General features: G+C 69.1%; 32 protein-coding genes. 18 read left to right on the top strand and 14 right to left on the bottom strand.

The features are described 5' to 3' along the window. Positions 1-5: 5 nt before the first annotated feature. Positions 6-1,046, top strand: a complete 1,041-nt coding sequence (locus tag R3F55_14060) for an ABC transporter permease (protein MEZ5668537.1) — start codon at positions 6-8, stop codon at positions 1,044-1,046. Between the two features lie 18 nt (positions 1,047-1,064). On the opposite strand, the gene R3F55_14055 is transcribed toward R3F55_14060, so the two are convergent. The 10 genes from R3F55_14055 to R3F55_14010 form a co-directional block, all read right to left on the bottom strand. After that, the gene (locus tag R3F55_14055; protein MEZ5668536.1) at positions 1,065-2,309 is read right to left on the bottom strand and encodes a M20 family metallo-hydrolase; all 1,245 of its coding nucleotides are present in this window, start codon (positions 2,307-2,309) and stop codon (positions 1,065-1,067) included. Further along, positions 2,306-3,145: a BtpA/SgcQ family protein gene (locus tag R3F55_14050; protein MEZ5668535.1), complete on the bottom strand. Its 840-nt coding sequence runs from the start codon at positions 3,143-3,145 to the stop codon at positions 2,306-2,308. The genes R3F55_14055 and R3F55_14050 overlap by 4 nt, the downstream gene beginning before the upstream one ends. Positions 3,146-3,159: 14 nt before the next feature. Beyond that, positions 3,160-4,071, bottom strand: coding sequence for a PfkB family carbohydrate kinase (locus tag R3F55_14045; protein MEZ5668534.1), 912 nt, complete (start codon positions 4,069-4,071; stop codon positions 3,160-3,162). Between the two features lie 7 nt (positions 4,072-4,078). After that, a complete protein-coding gene (locus R3F55_14040) occupies positions 4,079-4,843 on the bottom strand; it encodes a glutamine amidotransferase (GenBank protein ID MEZ5668533.1) in 765 nt (254 codons plus the stop codon). 15 nt (positions 4,844-4,858) lie between these two features. Next, the gene (locus R3F55_14035) at positions 4,859-5,941 is read right to left on the bottom strand and encodes a phosphotriesterase-related protein (GenBank protein ID MEZ5668532.1); all 1,083 of its coding nucleotides are present in this window, start codon (positions 5,939-5,941) and stop codon (positions 4,859-4,861) included. Beyond that, entirely contained in the window at positions 5,938-6,921 is a 984-nt protein-coding gene (locus tag R3F55_14030) for an ABC transporter permease (GenBank protein ID MEZ5668531.1), read from the bottom strand. The genes R3F55_14035 and R3F55_14030 overlap by 4 nt, the downstream gene beginning before the upstream one ends. Continuing rightward, on the bottom strand, positions 6,918-7,685 hold the full coding sequence (locus R3F55_14025) for an ATP-binding cassette domain-containing protein (protein ID MEZ5668530.1): 768 nt from the start codon (positions 7,683-7,685) through the stop codon (positions 6,918-6,920). Before R3F55_14025 ends, R3F55_14030 begins: the two co-directional genes overlap by 4 nt. A gap of 76 nt (positions 7,686-7,761) precedes the next feature. Continuing rightward, the gene (locus tag R3F55_14020; GenBank protein MEZ5668529.1) at positions 7,762-8,700 is read right to left on the bottom strand and encodes a substrate-binding domain-containing protein; all 939 of its coding nucleotides are present in this window, start codon (positions 8,698-8,700) and stop codon (positions 7,762-7,764) included. Positions 8,701-8,835: 135 nt separating this feature from the next. Further along, positions 8,836-9,414 carry an XRE family transcriptional regulator gene (locus tag R3F55_14015; protein MEZ5668528.1) on the bottom strand — a complete coding sequence of 193 codons (579 nt, stop codon included), beginning with the start codon at positions 9,412-9,414 and terminating at the stop codon, positions 8,836-8,838. Between the two features lie 94 nt (positions 9,415-9,508). Continuing rightward, positions 9,509-9,907: a hypothetical protein gene (locus R3F55_14010; GenBank protein ID MEZ5668527.1), complete on the bottom strand. Its 399-nt coding sequence runs from the start codon at positions 9,905-9,907 to the stop codon at positions 9,509-9,511. Positions 9,908-10,139: 232 nt separating this feature from the next. Between R3F55_14010 and R3F55_14005 the strand changes: the two genes are divergently transcribed. The 16 genes from R3F55_14005 (at position 10,140) to R3F55_13930 (ending at position 22,556) form a co-directional block, all read left to right on the top strand. Further along, on the top strand, positions 10,140-10,520 hold the full coding sequence (locus R3F55_14005) for a hypothetical protein (protein ID MEZ5668526.1): 381 nt from the start codon (positions 10,140-10,142) through the stop codon (positions 10,518-10,520). A gap of 145 nt (positions 10,521-10,665) precedes the next feature. Then, the gene (locus R3F55_14000; protein ID MEZ5668525.1) at positions 10,666-11,460 is read left to right on the top strand and encodes a DUF2189 domain-containing protein; all 795 of its coding nucleotides are present in this window, start codon (positions 10,666-10,668) and stop codon (positions 11,458-11,460) included. After that, complete coding sequence (locus tag R3F55_13995) at positions 11,457-11,672, top strand: hypothetical protein (protein ID MEZ5668524.1); 216 nt, start codon at positions 11,457-11,459, stop codon at positions 11,670-11,672. Before R3F55_14000 ends, R3F55_13995 begins: the two co-directional genes overlap by 4 nt. Positions 11,673-11,969: 297 nt before the next feature. Beyond that, positions 11,970-13,397, top strand: a complete 1,428-nt coding sequence (ccoN, locus tag R3F55_13990; GenBank protein ID MEZ5668523.1) for a cytochrome-c oxidase, cbb3-type subunit I — start codon at positions 11,970-11,972, stop codon at positions 13,395-13,397. A gap of 5 nt (positions 13,398-13,402) precedes the next feature. Beyond that, positions 13,403-14,131, top strand: a complete 729-nt coding sequence (ccoO, locus tag R3F55_13985; protein MEZ5668522.1) for a cytochrome-c oxidase, cbb3-type subunit II — start codon at positions 13,403-13,405, stop codon at positions 14,129-14,131. Between the two features lie 28 nt (positions 14,132-14,159). Then, positions 14,160-14,375 (top strand): cbb3-type cytochrome c oxidase subunit 3, encoded by a 216-nt coding sequence (locus R3F55_13980; protein MEZ5668521.1) that lies wholly within the window; start codon positions 14,160-14,162, stop codon positions 14,373-14,375. After that, positions 14,375-15,247 carry a cytochrome-c oxidase, cbb3-type subunit III gene (gene ccoP, locus R3F55_13975; protein ID MEZ5668520.1) on the top strand — a complete coding sequence of 291 codons (873 nt, stop codon included), beginning with the start codon at positions 14,375-14,377 and terminating at the stop codon, positions 15,245-15,247. The genes R3F55_13980 and ccoP overlap by 1 nt, the downstream gene beginning before the upstream one ends. Before the next feature lie 115 nt (positions 15,248-15,362). Then, positions 15,363-16,829, top strand: coding sequence for a cytochrome c oxidase accessory protein CcoG (ccoG, locus tag R3F55_13970; protein ID MEZ5668519.1), 1,467 nt, complete (start codon positions 15,363-15,365; stop codon positions 16,827-16,829). Beyond that, complete coding sequence (locus tag R3F55_13965) at positions 16,810-17,343, top strand: FixH family protein (GenBank protein MEZ5668518.1); 534 nt, start codon at positions 16,810-16,812, stop codon at positions 17,341-17,343. The genes ccoG and R3F55_13965 overlap by 20 nt, the downstream gene beginning before the upstream one ends. Continuing rightward, a complete protein-coding gene (locus R3F55_13960) occupies positions 17,340-19,541 on the top strand; it encodes a heavy metal translocating P-type ATPase (GenBank protein MEZ5668517.1) in 2,202 nt (733 codons plus the stop codon). Before R3F55_13965 ends, R3F55_13960 begins: the two co-directional genes overlap by 4 nt. Further along, the gene (ccoS, locus tag R3F55_13955; protein ID MEZ5668516.1) at positions 19,529-19,708 is read left to right on the top strand and encodes a cbb3-type cytochrome oxidase assembly protein CcoS; all 180 of its coding nucleotides are present in this window, start codon (positions 19,529-19,531) and stop codon (positions 19,706-19,708) included. Before R3F55_13960 ends, ccoS begins: the two co-directional genes overlap by 13 nt. 239 nt (positions 19,709-19,947) lie before the next feature. Next, positions 19,948-20,157 (top strand): cold-shock protein, encoded by a 210-nt coding sequence (locus R3F55_13950; GenBank protein ID MEZ5668515.1) that lies wholly within the window; start codon positions 19,948-19,950, stop codon positions 20,155-20,157. A 114-nt stretch (positions 20,158-20,271) separates the two neighbouring features. Continuing rightward, positions 20,272-20,526: a hypothetical protein gene (locus tag R3F55_13945; protein ID MEZ5668514.1), complete on the top strand. Its 255-nt coding sequence runs from the start codon at positions 20,272-20,274 to the stop codon at positions 20,524-20,526. A gap of 109 nt (positions 20,527-20,635) precedes the next feature. Beyond that, on the top strand, positions 20,636-21,673 hold the full coding sequence (locus tag R3F55_13940; GenBank protein MEZ5668513.1) for a fatty acid desaturase: 1,038 nt from the start codon (positions 20,636-20,638) through the stop codon (positions 21,671-21,673). A gap of 242 nt (positions 21,674-21,915) precedes the next feature. After that, entirely contained in the window at positions 21,916-22,125 is a 210-nt protein-coding gene (locus R3F55_13935; protein MEZ5668512.1) for a cold-shock protein, read from the top strand. Between the two features lie 242 nt (positions 22,126-22,367). Then, positions 22,368-22,556, top strand: a complete 189-nt coding sequence (locus R3F55_13930; protein ID MEZ5668511.1) for a hypothetical protein — start codon at positions 22,368-22,370, stop codon at positions 22,554-22,556. On the opposite strand, the gene R3F55_13925 is transcribed toward R3F55_13930, so the two are convergent. The 4 genes from R3F55_13925 to R3F55_13910 all read right to left on the bottom strand — a co-directional run bounded on the left by R3F55_13925 (position 22,553) and on the right by R3F55_13910 (position 25,990). Further along, positions 22,553-23,377, bottom strand: coding sequence for a formate/nitrite transporter family protein (locus R3F55_13925; GenBank protein MEZ5668510.1), 825 nt, complete (start codon positions 23,375-23,377; stop codon positions 22,553-22,555). The two genes, R3F55_13930 and R3F55_13925, sit on opposite strands and share 4 nt — an antisense overlap. An 81-nt stretch (positions 23,378-23,458) precedes the next feature. Next, positions 23,459-24,937 carry a HAMP domain-containing sensor histidine kinase gene (locus R3F55_13920; protein ID MEZ5668509.1) on the bottom strand — a complete coding sequence of 493 codons (1,479 nt, stop codon included), beginning with the start codon at positions 24,935-24,937 and terminating at the stop codon, positions 23,459-23,461. 19 nt (positions 24,938-24,956) lie between these two features. After that, on the bottom strand, positions 24,957-25,433 hold the full coding sequence (locus tag R3F55_13915) for an oxidoreductase (GenBank protein ID MEZ5668508.1): 477 nt from the start codon (positions 25,431-25,433) through the stop codon (positions 24,957-24,959). Between the two features lie 218 nt (positions 25,434-25,651). Continuing rightward, positions 25,652-25,990: a DUF1491 family protein gene (locus tag R3F55_13910; protein ID MEZ5668507.1), complete on the bottom strand. Its 339-nt coding sequence runs from the start codon at positions 25,988-25,990 to the stop codon at positions 25,652-25,654. Positions 25,991-26,130: 140 nt separating this feature from the next. Between R3F55_13910 and R3F55_13905 the strand changes: the two genes are divergently transcribed. After that, positions 26,131-26,583: a YaiI/YqxD family protein gene (locus R3F55_13905; GenBank protein MEZ5668506.1), complete on the top strand. Its 453-nt coding sequence runs from the start codon at positions 26,131-26,133 to the stop codon at positions 26,581-26,583. Positions 26,584-26,630: the final 47 nt, after the last annotated feature.

The raw sequence follows: 26,630 nt of genomic DNA, 5'->3' as shown, positions 1-26,630 counted from the left end.
CCACGATGTCGGATCAATCAGCCGAGTTGCGACCCGGCGCGGCAAAGCCCGGATTCAAGCAGTGGCTGGCCCGGCGCATGACCAACATCGCGCCGTTCGTCACGCTGCTGTTCCTCGTCATCATCTTCGCGGTGATGAGCGAATCGTTCATGACGGTCAGCAATCTGTTCAACGTGCTGCGGCAGATCTCGGTCACCGCCATCATCGCCACCGGCCTGACCTTCGTCATCCTGACCGCCGAGATCGACCTGTCGATTGCGGCCGTGGCCAACGCGGTCGGCATCGTGCTGGCGTTCTTCACCGCACAGGAATCCTATGTCGCCATCGCCAACGTGCCGCTGCCCGGCTTTGCCGCGATCATCATCGCGCTGTGCGCGGCGCTGGGCCTCGGCATCATCAACGCCATCGGCCTGACCGTGATCGGCATCCCGTCGTTCATCATGACGCTGGCGATGATGCAGATCGGCGCCGGCATCAGCGCCATGCTGGTGCGCGGGCAGATCGCCTATGCCGTGCCGGACGTGATCAAGGAGCTGGGAAGCGGCACCCTGTTGCAGATCGGCTCGCAGAGCTTGCCCTGGATCGTCGTGCTGGCGGCACTGTTCCTGCTGGTCGGCCACCTGGTGCTGACCTACACCCGGTTCGGCCGCTATGTGTACATGGTCGGCGGAAACCGCGAGGCTGCGGAATATTCCGGCGTCAACGTCAAGCTGATCCTGGCCTCGGTGATGATCATCGGCGCGATGTGCGCCGGCGTGGGCGGGATGGTCGGCGTCGCCTATTTCGGCAGCGCCCAGCAGAACGAGTTCGACGACTACCTGCTCGACGCCATCGCCGCTGTGGTGGTCGGCGGCACCAGCCTGTTCGGCGGCCGCGGCGGCATACCGAATACCATCGTCGGCCTGTTCGTTCTCGGCGTGCTCAACAACGGGCTGGACCACATCGACATCGACAGCTTCCTGAAGGTGCTGATCCGCGGCCTGATCCTGCTGATGGCGCTGATCATCAACGTCTATGCACAGAAGCTGAGGATGGCCCGGGGCTGAGGCCCAGCCCCGCCGCCGCTACAGCGCCCGGTCGAGCGCCAGCAGCGCGTCCATCAGCACCTGTGTGCCCGCCACGGCGTGATCGGGTTCGATATCCTCGACCTCGGCATGGCTGATGCCGTCCGCGCACGGGATGAAGATCATGCCCGCGGGACCGAGCCGGGCCGCGAACTGCGCATCGTGGAAGGCGCCCGACGTCAGCTGGAACGGCGGCGAGACATAGCGTTCTGCCGCGTCGGCACAGGCCGCGATCACACGGCTGTCGAACCGTGTCGGCGGGTTGTCCATCAGCCGGTCGATGGTCACGCCACAGGGCGCGGCTGCGGCTTGGATTGCCGCCTGCAGCCGGGCGTCCAGCGCATCCAGCGCGGCGGCGTCCGGGTGGCGCAGGTCGATGGTGAATCGCGCGGCGGCCGGGATGGTGTTGATCGAGCCGGGCATGAAGGCGATGCGGCCGATGGTGAAACGCACCCGTGCGTCGCCGTCGGCATGGACCGCTGCGCGCGCGGCCGCCGCCGCGCGGATCGCCGCGTCGCCGGCATCGCGCCGCAGCGCCTCGGGCGTGGTGCCGGCATGGCCCGCCCGCCCTGCGACGTCGACCTGCAGCCAGCGCGCGCCCTGGATGCCGTCGACCACGCCGACGGGATAGCCAAGCGATTCGAGCACCGGCCCCTGCTCGATGTGCAGCTCGACATAGGCCGCGAACGGCAGACCGAGCTGCCGGTGGTGCAGCGGGCCGAGGGCCGCCTGCGCCTCGGCGAGCGCGGCTGCGACGGTCGTGCCGGCCGCATCGGTCGCACCGAGCATGGCGGCAAGGTCGGCGGCGCCGGCATAGACGCTGGAACCCATGGTGCCCGGCGCGAAGCGGCTGCCTTCCTCGTTGGTCCACACCACCGCTTCGATCGGGTGGCGATGGTCGACGTCGCCGTCCGCCAGCGCCTCCAGCACCTCCAGCGCCGCCATCACGCCGAGCGTCCCGTCGAAGCGCCCGCCCTTCGGCTGGCTGTCGAGGTGGCTGCCGGCGGCCAGCGGCGGCAGCCGGACATCGGTGCCGTCGCGGCGGACGAACAGGTTGCCGATCGCATCGATGGCGCAGCCGAATCCGCGCTCGCGCGCAACCTCCAGCACATAGCTGCGGGCGGCCACCTCGTCGGCGCTGAGCGCCTGGCGGTCGAGTCCGCCGGCGCCGGTGGCGCCGAACCGTGCGATCTCGGCGAGCCGGCGCAGCAGCCGGCTTTGGTCGAGCTGCGGCAGCACGGTCATCGGCCGGCCGCCGTCGCGAAGGCGCGCACCCGTTCGCGGTCGACCGGGTTCCACCAGACCCCGTCCCGCTTCAGCGCGCTGGCGACGATGACCCCGTCGACGACACCGAGCAAGGCGGCGACGTTGTCCGGCGTCGCCCCGCTGCCGACCAGGGTCGGCAGGTGGCTGGCGGCCGCGATGGTACGGACATAGTCCAGGTCGGCGCTGTGGCCGGTGCGCTGGCCGGTGGCGATCACCGCGTCGGCGTCGAAGAAGGCGACGTCGCGGACCAGCTCCTCGACCGGGCGGTCGGCGACGATGGCATGGGCGCCGTGCTTGACGTGGGCGTCGGCGAAGATGCGCACGTCGCCGGCGCCGAGCATGCGGCGATAGCGCATCGCCCGTGCCGCGGCGCCCTCGATCAGCCCCTCGTTGGCGACATAGGCGTTGGCCCACTGGTTCACCCGCACGAAGCGGGCGCCGCCGGCGACCGCGGTCGCCAGGGCCGGCACCGCGGCGTTGGCCAGCACGTTGATGCCGATCGGGCAGCCGAACGCCTGCACCAGCCGGTCGGTGACCACCGCCATGCAGGCCGCCGTTTCCGGCCCGATGTCGTCGGGCTTGGCGAACGGCCCGTCGCCGTGATTCTCCACGATCAGCCCGTCCAGCCCGCCGCCGAGGTAGGCGTCGGCGTCGCGCGTCGCCCGCTCCAGGATCGCCGCCATGCCGCCGCCGGCATGGCGCGGCGCCCCCGGCAGCGCGAGCAGATGAACCACCCCGATCAACGCGCCGCGGCGGCCGAACAGGTCGACGACCGCGTTGCCCCTCTGGTCGCCCACCGGCAAGGACGTGTTCACCCGGTTCTCCCCCCTCAGGCCGCGCTGGCGTCGCCGGCGATCAGCCGCAACACCTCGCCGGCCGGCGGCAGGCCATCGAGCGCACCCGGCCGCTCCACCGCCCGCGCCGCGACCGCGATGGCGCCGGGCAGGGCCTCGCCCAGACTGCGACCCGCCGCCCACAGCGCCAGCAGCGTGCCGAACAGGGCGTCGCCGGCCCCGCTGGTATCGACCGCGGCGACACGGGGCGCCGGCCACTGGCGGATCGGCTGACCGGGTTCGGCCAGCGCCGCCCCGTCGGCGCCCAATGTTACCACCACGCTGCCGCCGGCGCGGCCGCGCAGCCAGGCCAGCGCGGCGAACGGATCGCCGAGGCCGCTTGCCGCCGCCGCTTCCTCGCGGTTCAGCACGACCAGGTCGACCAGCGCGAGGTCTGGATGGCGGCCATCTCGCACCGGCGACGGATTCAGCGCCGTGCGGGCGCCGTTGGCCCGCGCCAGCCGAAAGGCGTTCTCGGTCGCCACCGGCGCCAGGTTGCCCTGACCGGCCACGACGTCGCCGGCGGCGATGGCGCCGCGGAACTGCGGGTCGTCCGCCGGCCGGAAGGCAAAGGCCTGGTCGGCCGCGCTGACGATCCGGTTCTCGCCGTCCGGACCGATCCAGATGGCCGAGATGTCGGAGGGGCCGGGCCGGTAGGCCAGGCCCTGCTGGCCGATGCCCTCGCCGACCAGGTGTGCCTGGATCGCCTCCGCCTCGCCGTCGTCGCCGACAGCGGCCCACAGAACCACCCGCGCACCGGCCCGCGCCGCGGCAGTCGCCTGGTTCAGGCCCTTGCCGCCGGGCCGGCGCCGCCAGCGCCGGGCCAGCACGGTGGCGCCGGCCGGCACGTCGCCGGCCAGCCAGAACGACAGGTCGACGCAGGCGTTGCCGACGACGTGGATCGTCATGCGGCCCTCAGGCGCCGCACAGCCAGCCCAGCGCCTGGCCCCACAGCCGGGCGAAGTGCTTCCACTTCAGCACGTCTGCCGGCAGCCAGTGCGGGCCGATGTCGCTGGTCCAGACCAGCGAGCGGCCCTTGCCGTGGCTGCGCACCGCCATGATCGGCAGGTTGCGATAGGTGGCGCTGGCCTGCGCCAGCACGGTCGCGTCCGGTTTCGCCTCGACCTCGTTGAAGCCCAGGATCTCCGGCCATTCGCCACTGACGCCGGCGAGGATCGGATGGTCGCCGACCGCTTCCGGCCGCATGCCCTCCGGCGCCTCGACGCGGTCGTCGAAGGGATGGATCGTGACCGGCAGCGCGGCCTCGACCGGCGTGCCGCGGAAGCGCGCGGCGCCGTTGATGCCCTGGAAGCTGAGATAGCCGCCGATCATCGCCAGCCCGCCGCCCTGCGCCACATAGCGCTCCAGCGCGAACAGCCGGTTCGGCGTCTTCTGGCTGCGGATCCAGGTGTCGGGGTGCAGCAGCAGGGTGTTGGCGCCGATGTCCGACAGGATGATCGCGTCATAGGCCTTCAGCCCCTTCACGGTCGCCGGGAAGTCGGTCTGCGCCTCATGGCAGGGCATATAGGTGAACTCGACCGGCAGCTTCTTCAGCGCGTCGAGGAAGCCGTCGGCGCCGCGGTGGAAGGTGACGGTCGGGAACTGGTCGAAACCCTTGATGTGGGTCGCCGTGGTCACCCAGCTCTCGCCGGCCAGCAGGATCTTCTTCTTCGCGGCCATCGCGGTCCTCCCTTTTCAATCGGCGTCGGGGTCGGCGGAAAACACCCGGCGCGGGTTGCCGGTGAGCAGGGCGTCGATCGCCTGCCGGTCGACGCCATGGCGCCGCAGCCGCGGCACGAAGTGGCGCAGGATGTAGCCATAGCCGAAGCCGCCATGGCGGGTGAGCATCATCTTCAGGAACACGTCCTGCGAGATCAGCAGCCGGCGCAGATAGCCATCGTCGATCAGCGCCCGGATGGCGCGGGCGTTGTCCTCGTCGCTGGGGCACTGGGCGTCCTGGTCGGCATAGTAGTAGTCCATGCCGATCATGTCGTATTCCAGCCATGCGCCGCGGTCGGCCAGGCTCTTCTGGTAGGCCGGGTCGGCGCAACTCGGGTTCATGTGGCAGAGGATGGTATGGTCGAGGTCGGCGCCGACCGCCTCCACCACGTCGAGGACACGGTGGGCCAGCCGCTCCCACCCCGGCAGGTGGATCGACAGCGGCACGCCGCTGCGCCGGGCCGCCTGGGCGGCGCCGCGCAGCGACTTCTCCTCGGCAGCGGTGAAATCCTTGCTGACGCCAATCTCGCCGATCAGGCCGGCCGGCACCTCCGGCAGGTCCGGGCCGGCGCCGACGTCGGCCACGATCTGGTCGGCGATGTCGTCCTCGCTCATCGCCGCGAAATAGTCGGGGTGCGACCGCTCCAGGTAGAAGCCGGCGCCCATCACGATGTTCAGCCCGGTGCGCCGGCTGATCCGCTGCAGCGTCGGACCGTCGCGGCCGATGCCGCGGTTGGTCGGATCGATCACCGTCGCGCCGCCCTGATCGGCAAAGGCCATCAGCTCCTCGATCGCGGCGTCGACGTCGGACAACACGCAGTTGTCGCGGTTGAGAAACGGATTCATCCGCAACTCGCCGAGGAATTCGACCGAAACCGGGCGCTCGGCCAGCGCGAGGTGGCCGGCGCAGCAGGGCCGGCGCCACGACGTGGCCGCGTCGAGCAGGATGTGTTCGTGCACAAGCGTGACGCCCATGCGCGCCACCGGCAACGGGCCGAGCACGGTCATCACGTGGCCGGAGCCGACGCCGACCTTGCCGTCCGGGTCCACCATGGTCATCGCCGCCTCCCTCGGCCCGAGAATAGCCGGAAGTTGAGCCAGATCGCGATCAGGATGATGGCGCCGGTGACGATCGGGGTGAGAAACGGCGACAGGTGCGACAGGATCAGCCCGTTGCCGATCACCGCGACGGTCAGCGCGCCCAGGATGGTGCCGACGATGGTGCCGCGGCCGCCGAACAGGCTGGTCGAGCCCAGCACGACCGCGGCGATCACCTCCAGCTCGAAGCCGAGCCCGGCGTTGGACGAGCCGCTGCCCAGCCGCGCGGTCAGCAGCAGCCCGGCCAGCGCGGCGGCGATGCCGGCAAGAACATAGCAGGCCAGCGTGACCCGGCGGATGTCGACGCCGGCCCGGCGCACCGCCTCGGCATTGGCGCCGATCCCGGTGACATAGCGGCCGAACCGGGTCTGATTGAACACCAGCGCGGCGACGGCGAGCACCGCGATGGCGATCAACGCCGGCATCGGCACGCCCTGGAACCAGCCGCGGCCGAGAAAGACGAAACCGCTCTCGGAGTCGACCGGCACCGAGTAGCCGCCGGTCATCAGCAGCGCGACACCGCGGAACACGCTGAGCCCGGCGAGCGTGACGATGAACGCCGGTATGCCTTCGTAGGCGATGAAGAAACCCTGCAGCGCGCCGAGCAGGCCGCCCAGCGCCAGCATGCCTACGAAGACGACCGGCCAGTCCAGCCCCTGCTCGAACCACGCCTCCTCGCCGGACTGCATCAGCAGCGCCGTCATCGAGCCGATCAGCGCCACGATCGAGCCGACCGACAGGTCGATGCCGGCGGTGGTGATGACGAAGGTCATCGCCGCGGCGACGATCAGCAGCGGCGCGCTCTGGCGCAGGATGTTCAGCAGGTTGTTTTCGCTGAGGAAGCCGTCGGTGCCGACGGCGAAATACACGCAGACCACCAGGAAGAAGCCGGCGATCGACGCCACGCCGCCGTTGGCCGCCAGGCGGTCGCGCAGGGTCATCGCGCCATGCCCGCGGAGCGCGCGGTGAACTTGCGGCCGACGATCAGGCTGACCACTTCCTCGATGTTCGTTTCCGCCACCTGGCGCTCGGCGACGTTGCGTCCCTCGTACATGACCATCAGCCGGTCGCAGACCAGGAACAGGTCCTGCAGCCGGTGGGTGATCAGGATGACGCTGACGCCCTTGGCGCTGACCCGACGGATCAGGTCGAGCACAGCCTCGACCTCGGCCACCGCGAGGGCCGCCGTCGGCTCGTCCATGATCAGCACCGCCGGCTCGAACGAGGCAGCGCGGCCGATGGCGATGCTCTGCCGCTGGCCGCCGCTGAGGTTCTCGACCAGCAGCCGCGTGTCGGGGATCGAGATGCCGAGCCCCTCGAGCATGCGCCGGGCGTCCTGGTGCATGCGCCGCTTGTCGAGCAGGCCGAGCGCGTTGCGCGGCTCGCGGCCGAGGAACAGGTTGCCGGCGACATCAACGGTGTCGCACAGCGACAGGTCCTGGTAGACCATCTCCACCCGCTGGCGGCGGGCGTCGGCGGGCGAGGCGAAGCGGACCTGGCGGCCGTCGATCTCGATGGTGCCGGCGTCGGGGATCACCGCGCCGGACAGCACCTTGCTCAGCGTCGACTTGCCGGCGCCGTTGTCGCCGACCAGGCCCAGCACCTCGCCCGCGCGCAATTCCAGGTCGACCCGGTCCAGCGACTGGATCGCGCCATAGCGCTTGCTGATGCCGGTCATGCGGACGCGGACGGTGTCGTCGCTCATCGGGCCTGAACGAAGCGCCGTGCCCGGGCCTTGCCGGGCACGGCGATGGCGGGAAGACGCGGGCCGGGGCCGCGCGCTATTCGAACATGCCGCGGAACTGGTCCACGTTGTCCTTGGTGACGATGTCGATCGGGATGAACACGATCGGCTCGACCGTGCCGCCGCCGATCAGGGTCATCGCGGCCTCGACCGCCGCTTCGCCCTCGCCATAGGGGCTCTGCTGCACGACGGCGGCCACCCAGCCCTCGTCGATGCCCTTCACCGCCTGGGCGGTCAGGTCCCAGCCGAAGACCTTGACCTGGTCGGTCATGCCCTGGCTCTCCACCGCCGCGATCGCCCCGATCAGCGCCGGCTCGCCGGTCGCGTAGATCGCGTTCATCGCGGGGTTGGCGGTCATCAGGTTCTCCGCGGCGGTCAGCGCAACGTCCTGCTTGTTCTGGCCGTCGACCGTGTCGAGGAAGGTGATGTCGGCGCCGGAGGCCTCGACCACCTCGACGAATCCGTCGAGCCGCTGGTTCTGGATGAACGAGTTGAGCGCACCGACGATGCCGACGGTGGCCGAGCCGCCCATGTTCGCGGCGACGTAGTCGACGAAGTGCTGGCCGATATCGCGGCCGGCCTGCATGTTGTCGACGCCGATGAAGCTGTCGTTGTCGCCTTCGGGGATCTGCGCGTCGATGGCGATGACCGGGATGCCGGCCTCCTTGGCCTGGGTGATCGCCGGCTTCACGCCGTTGACGTCGATCGCCACGATGATGATCGCGTCGACTCCCTGGCTGATATAGGTCTCCATCGCGTCGTTCTGGGCCGACGGCTCGTTGTTGGCGTTGAAGATGACCAGCTCGACGCCGGCCGCCTCGGCCGCCTTGGTGGCGCCGTCATTGATCTGGTTGAAGAACAGCGCCTGCTGGTTGATCGTCACCAGCGCAATCGTCTCGGCCGACGCCTGGGCGGCCAGACCGCCGCTCAGCGCGGTCGCGGCCAGCGCGGCGGCGGCCAGTGTCCGGAACTTCATCTCGTCTCTCCCTCTCAACTGGGTCCCCCTCGACCCGCAGGTCGGCACGCCCGGCCCCGCGGCGGCATATTCTTCAAGCGGACGGGATTATTCGTCAAGTGACTTGAATGCACATGGCCGCGGTCCGCGCCGCGTTCAGAAGGTGGGCGGCGTGTTGACCCAGAAGATGCTTGCCGGCGCGTCCCAGGGGTTGCGATAGGCGTGCGGCAGGGTGGAGCGGAACACGAACGCGTCGCCGGCGCTGAGCCGGTAGACCTGGCCGTCGACCTCCAGCTCGACCCGCCCGTCGATGACGTAGCCGACCTCCTCGCCGTCGTGGCTGATCGGTGCGTCGCTGCGCCCGCCGGCAGCGATATGGTGGATGTTGCATTGGACGAGGTGGCTGGGATCGTAAGGCACGACCCGTTCCAGCGAGATGCCTTCGCCCTGGCGCAGCGGGTCGAGCGCGATGATCGGCCGCTCGCCGGCGCGGAACACGATGCCGGAGCCGGCGGCGTCCTCGTCGAACATCCAGCCGATGTTGAAGCCCAGTTCGTGCGCCAGCCGATGCAGCATCGGCAGCGACGGCGTGGCCTTGCCGTTCTCGTATTTCGACAGCAGGCTTTCCGAGCAGCCGACCATGTCGGCAAGCGCCTTCATCTTCAGCCCGCGCAGCCGGCGCGCCAGCCGCAGCCGGCCGCCGATCTTGCCGATCATCTGCCTTTCGCTGTCCATCGCCACCGTTCGACGGCCCTTCGAGACCGCCAAGCAATGCGGGAAAGTTGAAGGCCGTGCAAGTGGCTTTCAAGCGCAGCCGGCGGCCGCGCACTCAGAAGGCGGGCAGGCCCGGCAGCTCCAGACCGCCGCGGGTATAGACCTGGCGCACGAAGCACTGCGGCGTCAGATCGACGATCAGATAGCCCGGCCCCTCCGCCACCCGCGCCCAGACGGTGTAGCCGACGATGCGGCTGTCGCCGTCGACGTCGCGGCCGATCTGGTCGTCGTACCACAGCTTGGCGATCCGGTCGGGGCCGACGCCGACCCGGTCCAGCGCGGCGGCGACGGCGGTGTTGCATTCGTGCGCCGTTTCGAACGGGAATGCGGCCGCCCGCTCGCCCGTCGCCCGGCCCTGCCCGCCGACGCAGCCGGCCAGCGCGACCGCGCCGGCCGCCAGCATCACCGCCCGGGTGGCACCGCGCCGTCCCGTTCCCCCATCCTGCCGTCCCATCGCATCGCTCCTTCGGGCCCAGGCCGCGCACACGCCGGCCTTGTCTGCGCAGTGATATTTGTCGCGGCCGCCGGCCGTGCAACTCCGCCCGGCGCGGCCGAGACGGGCGACGGACTTGCCGCTTGCGCCATATCGCGCGACGATGCGGCGGCGTCCGCCGCTGTCGCCGGACAGGGCGGACGATCGGGTGCGGCGACGGGCCGCGCGCAACGAAGAACGGGAGTCACACGTCATGCATCACGGCAAACCCGCCATCGCCCTCGCCGCCGCCGGCGCCCTGCTCGCGGCCTGCCAATCGGACCTGTCCGGCCGCACCGCCGCCAACAACGCCGCGGTGACCGCCGGCTACCCGTTCTCCGCCGGCAACCGCTGCGACGGCGAGGTGTCCCGCCAGCTGCAGACGGCGGGCGTGCAGCCGGCCAGCGTGGAGAGCATTTCCTACCTGGCGCAGCAGCAGGTGATCCGCAACGAACTTCAGGAAGTGGGCTTCGACGCCAACGTGCGCATGGTGGGTCAGCCCGGCCTGCTGGTGGTCGACCTGACCGAGGAATGCTTCACGCGGCAGGTCTATACGCGCGACGGCTTGAGCCTGCCCGGCATCTCGTCCTTCTGAGTCGCCACCGGCGCCCGCCCGGCCGGGCTCCCGGGGGCGCCACGCCCCCGGGCGTTTCGTCGCGGACGATGCCGTTGCGCCCGGCAAGTATTCGCGCGAACATCCGAAACATTGATCCGCATCGGCACAGAGGACGCGTGACTCGATGAGCGCCGTGGATACCGCCCCTGCCGCCGCGACCCCGCGGCTGCGCAAGATCGACATGGACAAGCCGTGGTCGTGGCTGGCCCAGGGCTGGCGCGACCTGTGGGCCGCGCCGAGCGTCGGCCTCGCCTATGGCCTGTTCTTCGCCGTGATCGGCGCGGCGCTGACCTGGGTCGTGCTCGACCGCGAGGTCTACTACCTGACCTTCCCGCTGATGGCCGGCTTCCTGCTGGTCGGGCCGATCGCCGCTGCCGGCCTCTACGAGGTCAGCCGTCGGCGACTGTTGGGACAGAGCACCACGCTGGGCACCGCGCTGCGTGCGGTCGGGCGCAACCCGGTGCAGATCGGCCTGATGGGCGTGGTGCTGCTGCTGGTCAACATCGCCTGGGTGCGTTTCGCCGCGCTGCTGTTCATGATGTTCTTCAGCGACGAGCCGCCGCCGGTCAACCCGATCGGATTCCTGGAGATGGTGGTGTCGATCGAATCGCTGCCGTTCCTGATCGTCGGCTGCGGCATCGGCGCGGTGTTCGCGGCGATCGTGTTCGGTCTCAGCGTGATCGCGATCCCGCTGCTGGTCGACCGGCCCGAGGCCACGGTGTTCACCGCGGTCACCACCAGCTGGATGGTGGCGTGGCGCAACAAGGGCACCATGGCGCTGTGGGCCTGGCTGATCGTGCTGTTCATCGGCGTCGGCCTGGCCACGGCATTCGTCGGCCTGATCGTCACCCTGCCCCTGATCGGCCATGCCACCTGGGCCGCCTACAAAGACAGCGTCGAATGGAGCGACAGCGAATGAGCGACGATACCCAGCGCCTCGAGAACGCCGGCATCGGCCCGTGGATCCTGGGCTTCCTGATGGGCGTGCTCGGCCTGTTCGGGCTGATCATGGCCAGCGGCGCGCATGACGACGGCATCTACGTCATCGGCCTGATCCTTTTCCTGATCAACGCCGTCTCGATCTTCGTGCTGATCGCCCGTTTCGTCGGCCGGCACCGGCCGCAGCACTGAACCGCCCGACCGGCGCGGCCGTGCCGGTGCGACAATTTCCCTCCAAATCGGTCAGCAGAACTGCGCTATCAACAGCCGACATGACGCCAGGGTGCCTGCGATGACTGTGGCGTCGGCACCGTTTGTTTCGACGCGCTACCGATTTTCTGTTCGGGGCCGAAGTTTCGAGTCGAACCCAGTCGCGAATACATGCGTACGCCGCCGCTACGCCAGCATGGGAACCGCTGAATGACCGATGCCGCAGCAGCCCCGCGCGATCCCGCCCACGCCGAGAACAGCGCCGCCCCGGTCTACGAGATGGACGCGGTGCGGATGTTCACCATCGCGGCCGTGTTCTGGGGCGTCGCCGCGTTCCTCGCCGGCGTGTTCATCGCGCTCCAGCTCGCCTTTCCGATCCTGAACCTGGATCTGGAGTACACCACCTTCGGCCGGCTGCGGCCGCTGCACACCTCGGCGGCCATCTTCGCCTTCGGCGGCAGCGTCCTGTTCGCCACCTCGCTCTACGTGGTGCAGCGCACCTGCCGCGCCCGGCTGTTCGGCGGCTGGGCGGCCGGCATGTTCCTGTTCTGGGGCTACCAGATCTTCATCGTGATGGCCGCGGTCGGCTACATCATGGGCGTGACCCAGGGCAAGGAATATGCCGAGCCGGAGTGGTACGCGGACCTGTGGCTGACGATCGTCTGGGTGGTCTATCTGGTCGTGTTCGTCGGCACGATCATGAAGCGCCGCGAGCCCCACATCTACGTCGCCAACTGGTTCTACCTGGCCTTCATCGTCACCATCGCCATGCTGCACCTGGGCAACAATCTGGTGGTGCCGGTCAGCATCTTCGGCGCCAAGAGCTACACGCTGTTCGCCGGCGTGCAGGACGCGCTGACCCAGTGGTGGTACGGCCACAACGCGGTCGGCTTCTTCCTCACCGCCGGCTTCCTGGCCATCATGTACTACTTCGTGCCGAAGCGGGCAGAGCGGCCGATCTATTCCTACCGGCTGTCGATCATCCACTTCTGGGCGCTGATCTTCCTGTACATCTGGGCCGGCCCGCATCACCTGCACTACACCGCCCTGCCCGACTGGGCGCAGACGCTGGGCGCCGCCTTCTCGATCATGCTGTGGATGCCGTCCTGGGGCGGGATGATCAACGGCCTGATGACGCTGTCGGGCGCGTGGGACAAGCTCCGGACCGATCCGGTGCTGCGCATCCTGGTGGTCTCGGTCGCCTTCTACGGCATGAGCACCTTCGAGGGCCCGCTGATGTCGGTGCGCCAGGTCAACGCGCTCAGCCACTACACCGACTGGACCATCGGCCACGTGCATTCCGGCGCGCTCGGCTGGGTCGCCTTCGTCTCGTTCGGCGCGATCTACTACCTGGTGCCGCGGCTGTGGGGCCGGCGCGAGCTCTATTCGCTGAAGCTGGTCAGCCTGCACTTCTGGATCGCGACCATCGGCATCGTGCTCTACATCACCGCGATGTGGGTCTCGGGCATCATGCAGGGCCTGATGTGGCGGTCGTACGACAGCCTCGGCTTCCTGCAATACGCCTTCGTCGAGACGGTCGACGCGATGCACCCGTTCTACCTGATCCGCGCGCTGGGCGGGCTGCTGTTCCTCACCGGCGCCCTGGTCATGGTCTACAACATCTACCGTACGATCCGCGGCGACGTGCGCGAGGAGGCCGGGCACCCGGCCCTCGTCCGGCCCGCGGGTCTGGCGCCGGCGGAGTAAGGGCGATGGCTTTGGGACTTCACCAACGCGCCGAGAAGAACGTCATCCTGCTGATCGTGCTGGTGCTGATCACGGTGGCGATCGGCGGCATCGTCGAGATCGTGCCGCTGCACACCATCAAGTCGACCATCGAGCCGGTCGACGGCGTGCGGCAATACTCGCCGCTGGAGCAGCTCGGCCGGAACATCTATGTCCGCGAGGGCTGCTACAACTGCCACAGCCAGATGGTGCGGCCGTTCCGCGACGAGGTCGAGCGCTACGGCCACTACAGCCTGGCGGCGGAGAGCATGTTCGACCACCCGTTCCAGTGGGGGTCGAAGCGCACGGGGCCGGACCTCGCCCGCGTCGGCGGCAAGTATTCCAACGACTGGCACGTGCTGCACCTGGCCGATCCGCGCGCCGTGGTGCCGCAGTCGATCATGCCGCCCTATGCGTTCCTGCTCGACGAGGATCTGGACTACGCCGACGTCGCCGACCACCTCGCCGCGCTCAGCGCGGTCGGCGTGCCCTACGACGAGGAGATGCTGGCGCAGGCCGTGGCCGACGTGGTCGCACAGGCCACGCCGCAATCCGACACCAGCGGCCTGTTGGCGCGCTATCCGCGCGCTGCGGTCGGCGACTTCGACGGCGACCCGAACCGGATCACCGCCATGGATGCGCTGGTCGCCTATCTGCAGGTGCTGGGCCGCATGGTCGACTTCAGCAACTACACCACTGAGGACCTGATCCAGTGACGGTCCGGACACGGGGCGAAGAGGCCGCATGATTCAGGAGATCGCCGAGCTGTTCCGGTCGCTGTGGGTGGTGTGGCTGGGACTGCTGTTCATCGGGATCGTGGCGTGGGCGCTGTGGCCGAGCAACAAGGCCCGGTTCGAGCACGCCTCGCGAATCCCCCTCGACGACGACGAACCCCAGCGCGGCGAGACGGCGGGCACCCGCCGCCGCGGCGCAGGCACCCATGCCGGAGGCAAGGCCTGATGTCGACCAAAGCCGAACAGGACGCCGCGATCGCCAAGCAGACGACCGGCCATGAGTGGGACGGCATCCGCGAGTACGACACGCCGCTGCCGAAATGGTGGGTCTACGTGTTCTACGTGACCATCGTGGTCGCCATCGCGATGTTCGTGCTGTACCCGTCGGTACCGGGCATCAGCGGCTACTACGAGGGCGTGCTCGGCCGGCAGGAGCGGTCCGTCCTCGACGAGACCCTGGCCCGCGCGGCGGAACGGCAGGCCGGAAATCTGAGCGCCATCGCCGCGTCGACGCCGACCGAGATCAACGCCGACCCGCAGCTGCGCGAATTCGCCATGGTGGGCGGCCGCACCGCCTTCGCCGACAACTGCGCGCCGTGCCACGGGCTGGGCGGCGGCGGCCAGCAGGGCGGCTATCCCGTCCTGGTCGACGACGACTGGCTGTGGGGCGGCACGATGGCGGACATCGAGCACACCATCCGCGTCGGCATCCGCGGCACCGATGCGCAGACGCGGACGTCGGTGATGCCTGCATTCGGCCAGCTCGGCATGCTCGACGGCGCCCAGATCGGCGACGTCGCCGACTATGTGCTCAGCCTGTCCGGCCAAGCCCACGACACCGCGGCGGCGGAACGCGGCGCCGGCATCTTCGCGGAGCAGTGTGCCGCCTGCCACGGGGCGGACGGCGCCGGCATGCAGTCGGTCGGTGCGCCGTCGCTGCGCGACCAGATCTGGCTGTACGGCAGCGATCGTGCGTCGATCATGGCCCAGATCGACAATCCCCGCCTGGGCGTGATGCCGACCTGGCAGGGACGCCTGGACGACGCCACGATCAAGATGCTGACCGTCTACGTGCACAACAGCGGCGGCGGGCAGTGAGAGCCAGCCGCGGCGGCGGCCAATAAGCCCGCTCCCCGAAGCGAGCGGCATTCCCAGTTGACCTGAACCGGCGGGTGCGGCGTTTCGCACCCGCGCCGTGCCGTTGGAAGCGAGCATGACCGAGGCGACGGACAAGCACGACGAGATCCTGTCGCGCGCCGAACAGAAGAAGACCCCGCTGTATGCGGACCGGGTCAAGGTCTTCCCGAAGGCCGTATCGGGCCGCTGGCGCCAGATCAAGTGGGCGGCGCTGATCCTGCTGCTGACGGTCTATTACGTGACGCCCTGGCTGCGCTGGGACCGCGGGCCGGGCGTGCCGGACCAGGCGGTGCTGATCGATCTCGGCAACCGGCGGGCGTACTACTTCTTCATCGAGATCTGGCCGCAGGAGGTCTACTACCTGACCGGCATCCTGATCCTGGCGGCGGTCGGGCTGTTCCTGGCGACCAGCCTGTTCGGGCGGATCTGGTGCGGCTATGCCTGCCCGCAGACGGCGTGGACCGACCTGTTCATGTGGGTGGAGCGCTTGGTCGAGGGCGACCGCAGCGCCCGCATCCGACTCGACAAGTCGCCGATGAGCGGCGCCAAGCTGGTCAAGCGCGCGGTCAAGCACGGCATCTGGCTGCTGATCGCGCTGCTGACCGGCGGCGCCTGGATGATGTACTTCCAGGACGCGCCCACTTTCGTCGCCGAGTTCTTCACCGGCCAGTCCAGCTTCACCGTCTATTTCTTCGTCGGGCTGTTCACCGCCACCACCTATCTGCTCGCCGGCTGGGCGCGCGAGCAGGTGTGCACCTACATGTGCCCGTGGCCGCGCATCCAGTCGGCGCTGCTGGACGAGGAAAGCCTGGTCGTCACCTATCGCGACTGGCGCGGCGAACCGCGCGGGCCGCACAAGAAGGGCCAGAGCTGGGACGGCCGCGGCGACTGCATCGACTGCAAGCAGTGCGTGGCGGCATGCCCGATGGGCATCGACATCCGCGACGGCATCCAGCTGGAGTGCATCGGCTGCGGCCTGTGCATCGATGCCTGCGACGAGATCATGGACCGGGTGGAGCGCCCGCGCGGCCTGATCGCCTTCGACACCGAGAAGCGCATGCAGGCAAAGCATGCCGATCCGAGCTGCGCCGGCCCGCGTCCGCGCCCGGTCCGCCCGCGCACCATCGTTTACGTTGTGGTGCTGGCGATCGTAGCGGCTATCATGGCCGTCGGGTTGTCCGGCCGGTCGAGCGAAGACATGACCGTGCTGCACGACCGGGCGCCGCTGTTCGTGACCCTGTCCGACGGCAGCGTGCGCAACGGCTACGAGATCAAGGTGCTGAACAAGACCCATGAGCCGCGTACCTATACGCTGACCGTGACCGGGCTGGCCGACCCGCGCTTCCAGGTGGTCGGGATGGACGGCGTGATGAGCGCGCCGGTCACGTTGACCGCGCCGGCGGATTCGGTCGCGGAGTTTCAGGTCTATGTCAGCGTCGCGCCCGACAGCATCGACGGCGACACCGTGCCGGTCACCTTCGTGCTGACCGAGAGCGAGACCGGCGAGACGACGAGCATCGACGATGTCTTCCGCGGACCCTAGTCCCCACCCGGAGGGGCATTTCACGCCCGCGCCGCCGGCCGACCCGCGGCGCAGCCGGTGGATTCCCTGGGCCATCGTCGCCTTCTTCGGCGTGGTGCTGGCCGCCAACGGCGCCCTGCTCGGCTTTTCGATCGACACCTTCAACGGGCTCGCCACCGACAATGCCTACGACCGCGGCCTCGCCTACAACGACACGCTGGAGAAACTGGCGGCGCAGGAGGCGCTGGGCTGGCAGGTCACCGACCGCTATGCCGCGATCGACCCGTTGCAGGGGCGCTTGACCGTCGCGGTTCGCGAGGCCGACGGCACCGCCCTGACCGGCGCCACGGTCACCGCGACCATCGACCGTCCGCTGCAGGAAGGGTTCACCCGGACGGTGACCCTCGATCCGGTCGGCATCGGCGTCTATGCGACGGACCTGGATTTCCCGATGCCGGGCAACTGGGCGATCGGCATCGCGATCGACCACCCGCAGGGCCGCTATGTCCTGGAAAAGGGGATCGTTGTCCGATGACGACGGTCCAGGCCGAAGCGGGCTGGCAGCCCGTCGCCGGGTTCGTCCGCTCCGACGGTGCGCAGCACCGGCTGGAGCTGCTGGTCGACGGCGCGCATTGCGGCGGCTGCATCGCCAAGATCGAGCGGGCGCTGAAGGCCGAGCCGGACGTCGAGCTGGCCCGGCTGAACCTGACCACCAAGCGGCTGGCGCTGCGCTGGCACGGTCCGGTCGCCCGCGGCGACGCGCTGGCACAGAAGGTGCGCGACCTCGGCTATGCCGTGGCGCCGTTCGACAGCGCGCTGGCGGACACCCGGGCGCAGGCGGAGGAGCGGACGCTCTTGCGCGCGCTGGCCGTCGCCGGTTTCGCCGCCGGGAACGTGATGCTGTTCTCGATCGCGATCTGGGCCGGACACAGCCAGGGCATGTCGGCCGAGACGCGGGGCCTGATGCACTGGTTCTCCGCGCTGGTGGCGCTGCCCGCCGTGGCCTATGCCGCCGGCCCGTTCTACCGTTCGGCCTGGCAGGCGCTGCGGGTCGGCCGGACCAACATGGACGTGCCGATCACCCTCGCCGTCGCGCTCGCGTCGGCGATGAGTCTGTACGAGACAGCGGTCGGCGGCGAGCACGCCTATTTCGACAGCGCCGTGACGCTGCTGTTCTTCCTGCTGGTCGGCCGCTTCCTCGACCGGCGGGCGCGCCGGCGTGCCCGGTCGGCGGCGGAGATGCTGCTGGCGATGCAGGCGCGCGCCGTCACCGTGCTGGGCCCGGACGGCAGCCCGGTCAGCCTGCGCGCCGACGATATCGCGCCCGGCATGACCGCGCTGGTGGCGGCGGGCGAGCGCATCGGCGTCGACGGCGTGGTGACCGACGGGCGCAGCGACGTCGACACCAGCGCCATCACCGGCGAGAGCACGCCGACCGCCGCCGGACCCGGCATCCAGGTCTTCGCCGGCATGGTCAGCCGCACCGGCGCGCTGCGCGTGCGCGTCACCGCCGTCGGCCCCGACACGCTGCTGGGCGACATCGTCCGCTTGCTCGAGGCCGCCGAGCAGCGCAAGTCGCGCTTCGTCGCGCTGGCCGACCGTGTCGCCCGGTACTATGCGCCGGCGGTCCATACCCTGGCTCTCGTCGCCTTCCTGGCATGGTGGCTCGCGGCCGGTATCGCCTGGCAGTCCGCGCTGATGATCGCGGTTGCCGTGTTGATCGTGACCTGTCCCTGTGCGCTCGGCCTTGCGGTGCCGGCGGTCCAGGTGATCGCCAACGGCCGGCTGATGCGGCTGGGCGTGCTGGTCAAGTCCGGCACCGCGCTGGAACGGTTGGCGGCGGTCGACACCGTGGTATTCGACAAGACCGGCACGCTCACGCTCGGCGAGCCGCGGCTGATGGCGATCGAGCAGGGCGACGGCGACGCGCTTGCCTGCGCCGGCGGGCTCGCGGCCGCCAGCCGTCACCCGCTGGCCCGGGCGCTGTGGGAGGCCGCCGAGCGGCCGGCGCCGTACCGCGGCGTCGCCGAGACGCCCGGCCTGGGGCTGGCCTGGAACGGCCCGGATGGCGAGATCCGGCTCGGCAGCCGGGAATGGTGCGGGCTTGCCGACGCCCCGTCGGACAGCACCGAGATCTGGCTGGTCCGGCCGGGGCTGCCGCCGGTCCGCTTCGCCTTCGCCGACACCCCGCGCGCCGACGCAACCGAGACCGTTGCCAGGCTTCTCGCGGCCGGCAAGGACATCGCCCTGATGTCGGGCGACCGACCCGGTCCGGTCGCCGCTCTTGCCGGCGAACTCGGCATCGTGCGCTGGCAGGCCGGCATGCGGCCGGCCGACAAGGCCGCCGCCCTCGAGGCCCTGCGCGCGGACGGCCGGCGGGTGCTGATGGTCGGGGACGGGCTCAACGACGCGCCGGCGCTGGCCGCCGCCCACGTCTCGATGGCACCGGCCAGCGGCACCGCCGTCACCCAGACCGCCGCCGACCTGGTGTTCCAGGGCGCGCGGCTGGCACCGGTGCTGGCGGCGCTGGAAACCGCACATGCGGCGGGCCGGCTGGTCCGGCAGAACCTGACGCTGGCCATCGCCTACAACGCCATCGCGGTACCGATCGCGATGGCCGGGCTGGTGACGCCGCTGGTCGCCGCCGTCGCCATGTCATCGTCCTCGCTGCTGGTGGTCGGCAACGCACTGCGGCTGGGTGCGGCGCGCGGGCGCATGACATGGACCAGCTGATCTACCTGATCCCGATCGCCCTGTTCCTCGGCCTGGTCGGCCTTGGTGCCTTCCTGTGGGCAATGAAGTCCGGTCAGTTCGACGACCTGGAGGGCGCCGCATGGCGGGTGCTGTTCGACGACGACGACGACGGCGATGCCGCCGACGGCAGGCACGACCGCTCCTAGCGGACGGCGCGCGGCGGCGTCGGAAATCGGCGTATTCCGACAAGTGGTCAGAAATACATCTTGCAATTCGGCCGAAAAAGGCCATCTATCGTCGCGTACGTTTTGCAGTCGTTCTTGCGTTGCTTAAAAATCCCGGCTGCGGGAAACGAAAGTGATCCTAGACATTGTGAACGTTGCACCCGGTGGGTTGGCACGCGGTGTGTCACCGCCATTGTTCTCACATGTCAGAGGATACGAAAATGACTGACGGAACCGTGAAGTTCTTCAATTCGATCAAGGGCTTTGGCTTCATCCAGCCCGACGATGGCAGCAAGGATGCCTTCGTGCACATCTCCGCCGTCGAGCGGGCCGGGCTGAGTGGCCTGCATGAGGGCCAGAAGGTCAGCTACGAGCTCCAGACCGGCCGCAACGGCAAGACTTCTGCCGAGAACATCGTCCTGCGCGACTGATCTTGTTCGGCCCGTGCCGCGATGCGGCGCGGGCCATTTCCGCTGCCGGCCGTCGCGCGCGGACCCGCAGCGTGCGGCAGGTCTGCAGCGCCTCGATCGGAAGGGATCAGCCTGATGCAATCGGCACGATCAAAGGCCGAAGAGAAGTTCCTCCAGGTCAGCAAGCGCGACATTGAGGCACGCAAGGAGCGCCAGAAGCTCGAAAAGGCGGCACAGGAAAAGACAGAGCGGCTGCGCGCCTTGAGGCTTGCCAAGGAAGCGGCCGACAGGCAGGCCGCCGAGCAGGAGTCGGCCGCCAAGCTGGCCGCAAGCAAGACACCGGCACCACGCAAGAAGGTGCGTCCGAAGAGCGGCGACAAGCCGGGCTGAGCGACTGTCCGCGCCCGCCCCATCGGCAGAGCGCGCGTCTGCGCCGCGAAAAGAAGAATCTTCAACTCCAGGTCGTGCCAGGTGCCGACCCGAATCGGAACGGCAGATCGTGACGTCGACCAGCAACGCGCCGGCAGCGCCGGCAAGACCACGACCGCGCCTTCGCGACCTGACCGCGCCATACCAGACGCCGACCGACAGCGAGAGTATCGCCCAGATCGTCACCTCGCTTGGCGGCTACCTGGCAGTTTGCGCGGCCATGTATGCGTTGCCCGAGCCGCCCCTCTGGCTCATCCTGGCTCTTGCTTTGCTCGCCGCTGGCTTCCTCGTCCGCATCTTCATCATTCAGCATGACTGCGGCCACGAGTCGTTCTTCAGATCACGCTCTGCCAACCTGGCCGTCGGCTTCGTCTGCGGCCTGCTGACGATGACGCCGTTCCAGTCGTGGCGACGGCAGCACGCCGGCCACCACGGGATCTGGAACAACCTCGACCGCCGCCAGTCCGGCGTCGACATCTATTCCTCATGCATCACCGTGCGCGAGTACCGCAATTTCGGCCGCCGGCGGCGGTTTGCCTATCGCGCCAGCCGACATCCGATCGTCGCGAACGTGCTGCTGCCGCCACTTATCTTCCTGCTGCTCTACCGCTTTCCCTTCGACACGCCGAAGGCAAGATGGCGCGAGCGCCGCTCAGTCTACCTGACCGACGCCATCGTCGGCGCCGCCGTGGTCGTTCTCGGACTGTTGGTCGGCTTCGACAAGGTGCTGCTGGTCCAGGTGCCGATCATTGTGGCCGCGTCGATCATCGGCGTCTGGCTATTCTCCGTGCAGCATCGCTTCGAGGCGACGATCTGGCGACGTCAGCCGAACTGGACGCACGAGGATGCCGCAATGCACGGCTCGTCGCACTTGGACCTGCCGCCGGTCCTGCGCTGGTTTACCGGCAATATTGGATTTCACCACATCCACCATCTGAATCCGAAACTGCCCAATTACAGGCTGCGTGCCTGCCACGAAGCCAATCCGGAACTGCAGACCGCGCCGAGGCTGGGTCTGCGGCGCGGCCTGGGCCATTCCCGCTATGCGCTGTGGGACGAAGACCGCAGTCGCATGGTCAGTTTCGCCGAGGCCGGGCGCGCCGCCTGATCAGGCCGCCGGCACTCGCAACTTCGGCGCGCGGCACGCAGCCGGCGGACGCTTGAAGCCTCTTGATTTTGCCGGCGGAACGGCTATTTGAAGAGCGTACGTTTCGCAGTTGTTCTCGTGTTGCCTCCGGCTCCCCGTGCGCGGGCCCGTCCAGTCATCCCTGACATTGTGAGCGTTACCCCCGGCGGAAACGGCTATCGCAGGTCGGACCCGCCATCTTGCAACTGTCACAGGAACTACCCATGACGAAAGGTACCGTGAAGTTCTTCGACGCCACCAAGGGCTACGGTTTCATCGTGCCCGACGACGGCGGGAGGGACGCGTTCGTCCACATCTCGGCCGTCGAGCGCTCGGGTCTGACCACCCTGCGCGAAGGCCAGAAGGTGTCGTACGAGCTTCAGCCTGGCCGCAACGGCAAGACCGCAGCCGAGAATCTGCAGGTTCTCAGCTGAGCTGAAGGCGCTGCCCCGCACATCCGTGTGCGGGGCAGCCGCCCCCAATGCACCGGGCCGCAAGCGGCCCGGACGCTCCGCCCGGCTCAATTCGACCGGCGCGGCATGGCCGGGAACCCGCGGTTGGCGGGTCTTGAGCCGACTATCGGGCCCGCGACGGGGCCGCTTGCGTGCGCCGGGACGGCGCGACGCCATCGGCCGGCGGGTCGGCACCCCCACGACACAACAAGGGAAATTGCGCCATGATGAGCGCCGCTCGGTCGAAGGCCGAGGAGAAATTCGCCAGGATGACACGGCAGGACAGCCCCGGGGTCGACGACCGCGCGTCGGTCGAGCAGGCCGCCCGGGACAAGATCGCCAAACTACGTGCGCTGCGCCTCGCCACCGAGGCAACAGGTGCAAAGGCGCCGAAAGCGAAGCGCGGCCGTTAGGCCGGCCCTGCCTTGGGCGGATGCGGACGACCGCGGAGATAGATCGCCCAGTAGGTGAAAGCGACGCCCCCGGCGCCGCCGACGATGTTGCCCAGCGTCACATAGACCAGGTTCAGCACCGCATCGCCCACCGTGCCGGCCGCGCCGGCCAGCAGGCCGAGCGGCAGCAGCACCATGTTGGCCACCGAGTGTTCGAAGCCCAGGGCGACGAAGGCGGTGATCGGCCACAGGATGCAAACGATCTTGCCCAGCGCGCTCTGCGCCGCGAAGGTCAGCCAGATCGCCAGGCACACCAGCGCGTTGCACAGGACGCCGCGGGCGAAGGCGGCAAGCGGCGACAAGGCCAGCTTCGCCTCGGTGATCCTCGCAGCGGTCTGGCCCACCGCCCCGGCCGAAAGATCCATCGTACCTGCGGCCCAGATCATCGCGACGAAGCCCAACGAGCCGACCAGGTTGGCCGGATAGACCACCGCCCAGTTGCGCAGCAGCGCCGCGGTCGAAATCAGGCCGTCGATCCGCGCCATCACGATCAGCGCATTGCCGGTGAACAGCTCCGCCCCGCCGACCACCACCAGGATCAGGCCAAGCGAGAAGGCGATGCCGCCGAGCAGGCGCGCCGGCCCGAACAGGTCGCCGGCGCCGGTCATCACCACCAGGTAGAACATGCCGCCGAAGCCGATGAACGCGCCGGCCAGCATGCCAAGCATCGATAGCGGCAGCAGGCCGAGCTGGGCCTTGGCGATGCCGGCAGCCTCGATCAGCCGGGCGATCTCGGCCGGCTTGTAGGCGGCAAGGCCGGTCGGGTGATACTCCTCGGACATCGCGTTCCCCCCGCTGCAGGCGCGAGGCAGCGATGCAACGCCAGGACGGGGCGGTCAAGAGTGCGAATGGAAGCAGGCGGCTCAGGCAAGCTGGCGCCGCGCTCCGTCGCGCCGCGCCGCGCCGCGCCGGGTTTCCGCCGTCTCGATGCGCTCGGCCGGCAGCCGGATCGTCACGGCGGTGCCGACCGCCGGCGCGCTCTCGATCAGCAGCTCGCCGCCGTGCAGGTCGACCAGCGCGCGGGTGATCGCCAACCCCAGTCCGATGCCTTCCTTGGCGCGGGCGAAGCTGTCGCCGACCTGGGTGAACGGCAGCACGACGCGCGCCACGTCCGCCTCGGTCATGCCGATGCCGTGGTCGGCGACGCGGATGTCCAGCCCGCCCAGACCGTTCCGCGCCAGCGTCACGTCGATACGCCCGCCGTCGTGCGAGAACTTGATCGCGTTGGACAGCAGGTTGACCACCGCCTGCATGATGGCGCGCTCGTCGAGCCGGACGAACAGCGCGTCGACGCCGTCCGTCCGCGTCAGCCGCAGCCGCCGTGCCTCTGCCAACGGGCGCACCATGCGCAAGGCGGTGTCGACGATCTCGGCTGGTCGCTCGGCCCGTTCCTCGAGCTGCCAATGGCCGCCGTCGATCTTGGCGAAATCCAGGATTCGGCCGATCAGGCCGAGCAGGTGCCGCGCGCTGCCGCAGATATCGCCGGCATATTCGCGATAGCGGTCGTTGCCGAGCGGCCCGAACATCTCCTGGTCCATCACGTCGGCGAAGCCGATCACGGCGTTGAGCGGCGTGCGCAGCTCGTGGCTCATGTTGGCCAGGAAGTTGGTCTTGGCGCGCCCGGCGGCCTCGGCCTCGTCGCGCGCGCGGATCAGCTCGACGTTCTTGCTGCCCAGTTCGCTTGCCAGCGCCGCCATCCGCCGGGCCGCCCGCCGCAGCCGCAGGTTGGTCGCCACCAGGCCGCCGACATAGATCGGGCTGGCCAGCAGCAGCGCGAGCAGGGAAGCGTCGACCTGCTCGTTGAGCGACGCCGTGCGCGCGCGGATCTCGTCGCGCGCCATCGCGCCGGCCGCAACCGCCTGGCCGGACAACGTTGCCAGGTGGCCATGCAGGGCGTCGATGCGGTCGAGCAGGGCCGAGACCGGCTCGGCCGGCAAGCCATCGCCGTCGTGCGCCTCCAGCAGCCGGTCGGCCTGGTCGATCACCGCGGCCATCGACGCAATCGCGCCGTCGAATGCCGGCAGGGAACCGAGCGCGGTGCGCCGGCCGACGTTGATCAGCGCCTCCCGCCGTCCGTACAGCACATCGAACGCCGTCCGCACCCGGTCGCTGTGGGCGGCGGGGTCGCCGTAGAGCGTCTGCTGCAGCAGGATCGTGGCCCGGTCGGCCTCGATCTGGGCGCGGTGCAGGACGAAGCTGTCCTCGACGCCGAGAAACGCATCGATCTCGCGATGCAGCGATGCCTCTTTGACAAGCAGCACCAGCGGCGCGGCGAGGAAGCCGCCGTAGAGCAGCGTCAGCACCACGGTCGCCAAGGCGCGCCAGGGCTTGTCCAGAGCCATGATCGCGGTGCCTCGCGTCCTAGCGGAACTCGACCCGGTCCAGGTTCCAGATGGCGTAGGAGCGATAGGTGTCGCTCTGGAACATCGCGTCCGCGTCGAACGGGAAGACGATCCACAGCGGTCCCTTGTCGCGCACCGACATCGGCTCGCCGTTGCGCCGATAGGCGATCAGCGTGGTCTCGGCCGCGAACACCGCGAAGGGAATCACCACCTCGTAGTCGTTGATCGCATGGGTCAGCACCGCCTCGCCGCTGGCGCCGATCGCCGCGACGAAGTCGGCGCCGGTCACGCCGACGAAGCTCTGCTGGCCATCGGTCCACACCGTCGTGGTTTCCAGCCGGGTCGAGCCCATGCTCTCGATCTGATCCAGGTCGAGGCTGACCGTGCCGCCGGCCAGGCCAACGACCTCCAGGCCGCGGTCGGACTCGGCCTGCGCCGCGGCGGAAACGCCGAGCAGGACTGCGCCGAACAGGGCAAGCCTTGCGCACAACGTCATGAAAGCCTCCAATTCACGCTATCTCTCTGCGCAACAGATGCAGATATGCGTGTAAAAATTTCGCCAACTTTCGCATTCCGTAAAGACAATGTAGTTAACAGCTCAACTCTAAGCGCACACACTCCAAATCAACAACCGATATTCATTTGCAATTACGGAAAAATTTGTATCGCATTTTACGCAATTTGTGCCGATTCTTCACACCCGCGTCAGATCGCTCAAAAAACCTTGCCTTCGAACGGGTGCCAGCCTTCGCGATGCTCGACTTCGATCACCCAGAGATCTGGGTCACGGTCGACGGCACGCGCCACATAGGCATCGGCCTCCGCCTCCGGCACCAGCGCGCCCTTCAACGCCGCGAGCCAGCCCATCGTCCCGTCCAGGTCGCGCGTCTGCGACAGAATGCGGCACCCGTGCTCGAGCTGGTTGATCTTCAGGATCACGGTGCCCCGGCCGGCATCGCCGCGCCGGACCACCATCGCCGGTACGCCGGCGGCGTTGCATCGCCGCACATGGGCCATCACCCACAGTTCCGTCGGCAACCGATCGTCGTGCAACCCTGGCCCTCGTCTCGATTCTTCGCAGGTTCCAGTCGCGACGCTTGCGCCGCGCACGCCTGCACGGCAAACGCATCCCTGCACAACAAGGAGCAATGCCGTGCGCGAATGCAAGCGGCCGCCTGCGGGCGGGATCGGCGATGGCTGAGCCGCCTGCGCTCTACGTCGACGCCGACGCCTGCCCGGTCAAGGCCGAGATCCTGCGCGTGGCGGAACGCTGCGGCATCCTCGTCTACATGGTCAGCGGCCAGGGCACGAGGCCTACTCCGCACGCCAGGGTGCATCACGTGGTTGCCGGCGATGGCTTCGACGCGGCTGACGACTGGATCGCCGCGCGCGTCCAGTCCGGCGATATCGTGGTCACCGCCGACATCCTGCTGGCGAAGCGCTGCCTGGAACGCGGCGCCCGGGTTGTCGCGCCCACCGGCCGGCCGTTCACGACGGCAAATATCGGCTCCGCCATCGCCATGCGCGCCCTCAACGCCGACCTGCGCGACATGGGCGCGATCGCGGCCGGCGGGCGCACCTTCTCGAAGCAGGACCGCAGCCGCTTCCTGAACGCCCTCGATGCGGCGATCCACGCCCGGCGCTAAGCTGGTGCCGCCACCGCGGAGTCGCGACCGCGGGTCGCAACGGCGAG

The organism is Alphaproteobacteria bacterium (genome assembly GCA_041396705.1).
In the GTDB taxonomy this organism is placed as follows: domain Bacteria; phylum Pseudomonadota; class Alphaproteobacteria; order CALKHQ01; family CALKHQ01; genus CALKHQ01.
The sequence above is the reverse complement of the archived record's forward strand: the minus strand, read 5'-3'. Positions and strand labels throughout refer to the sequence as shown.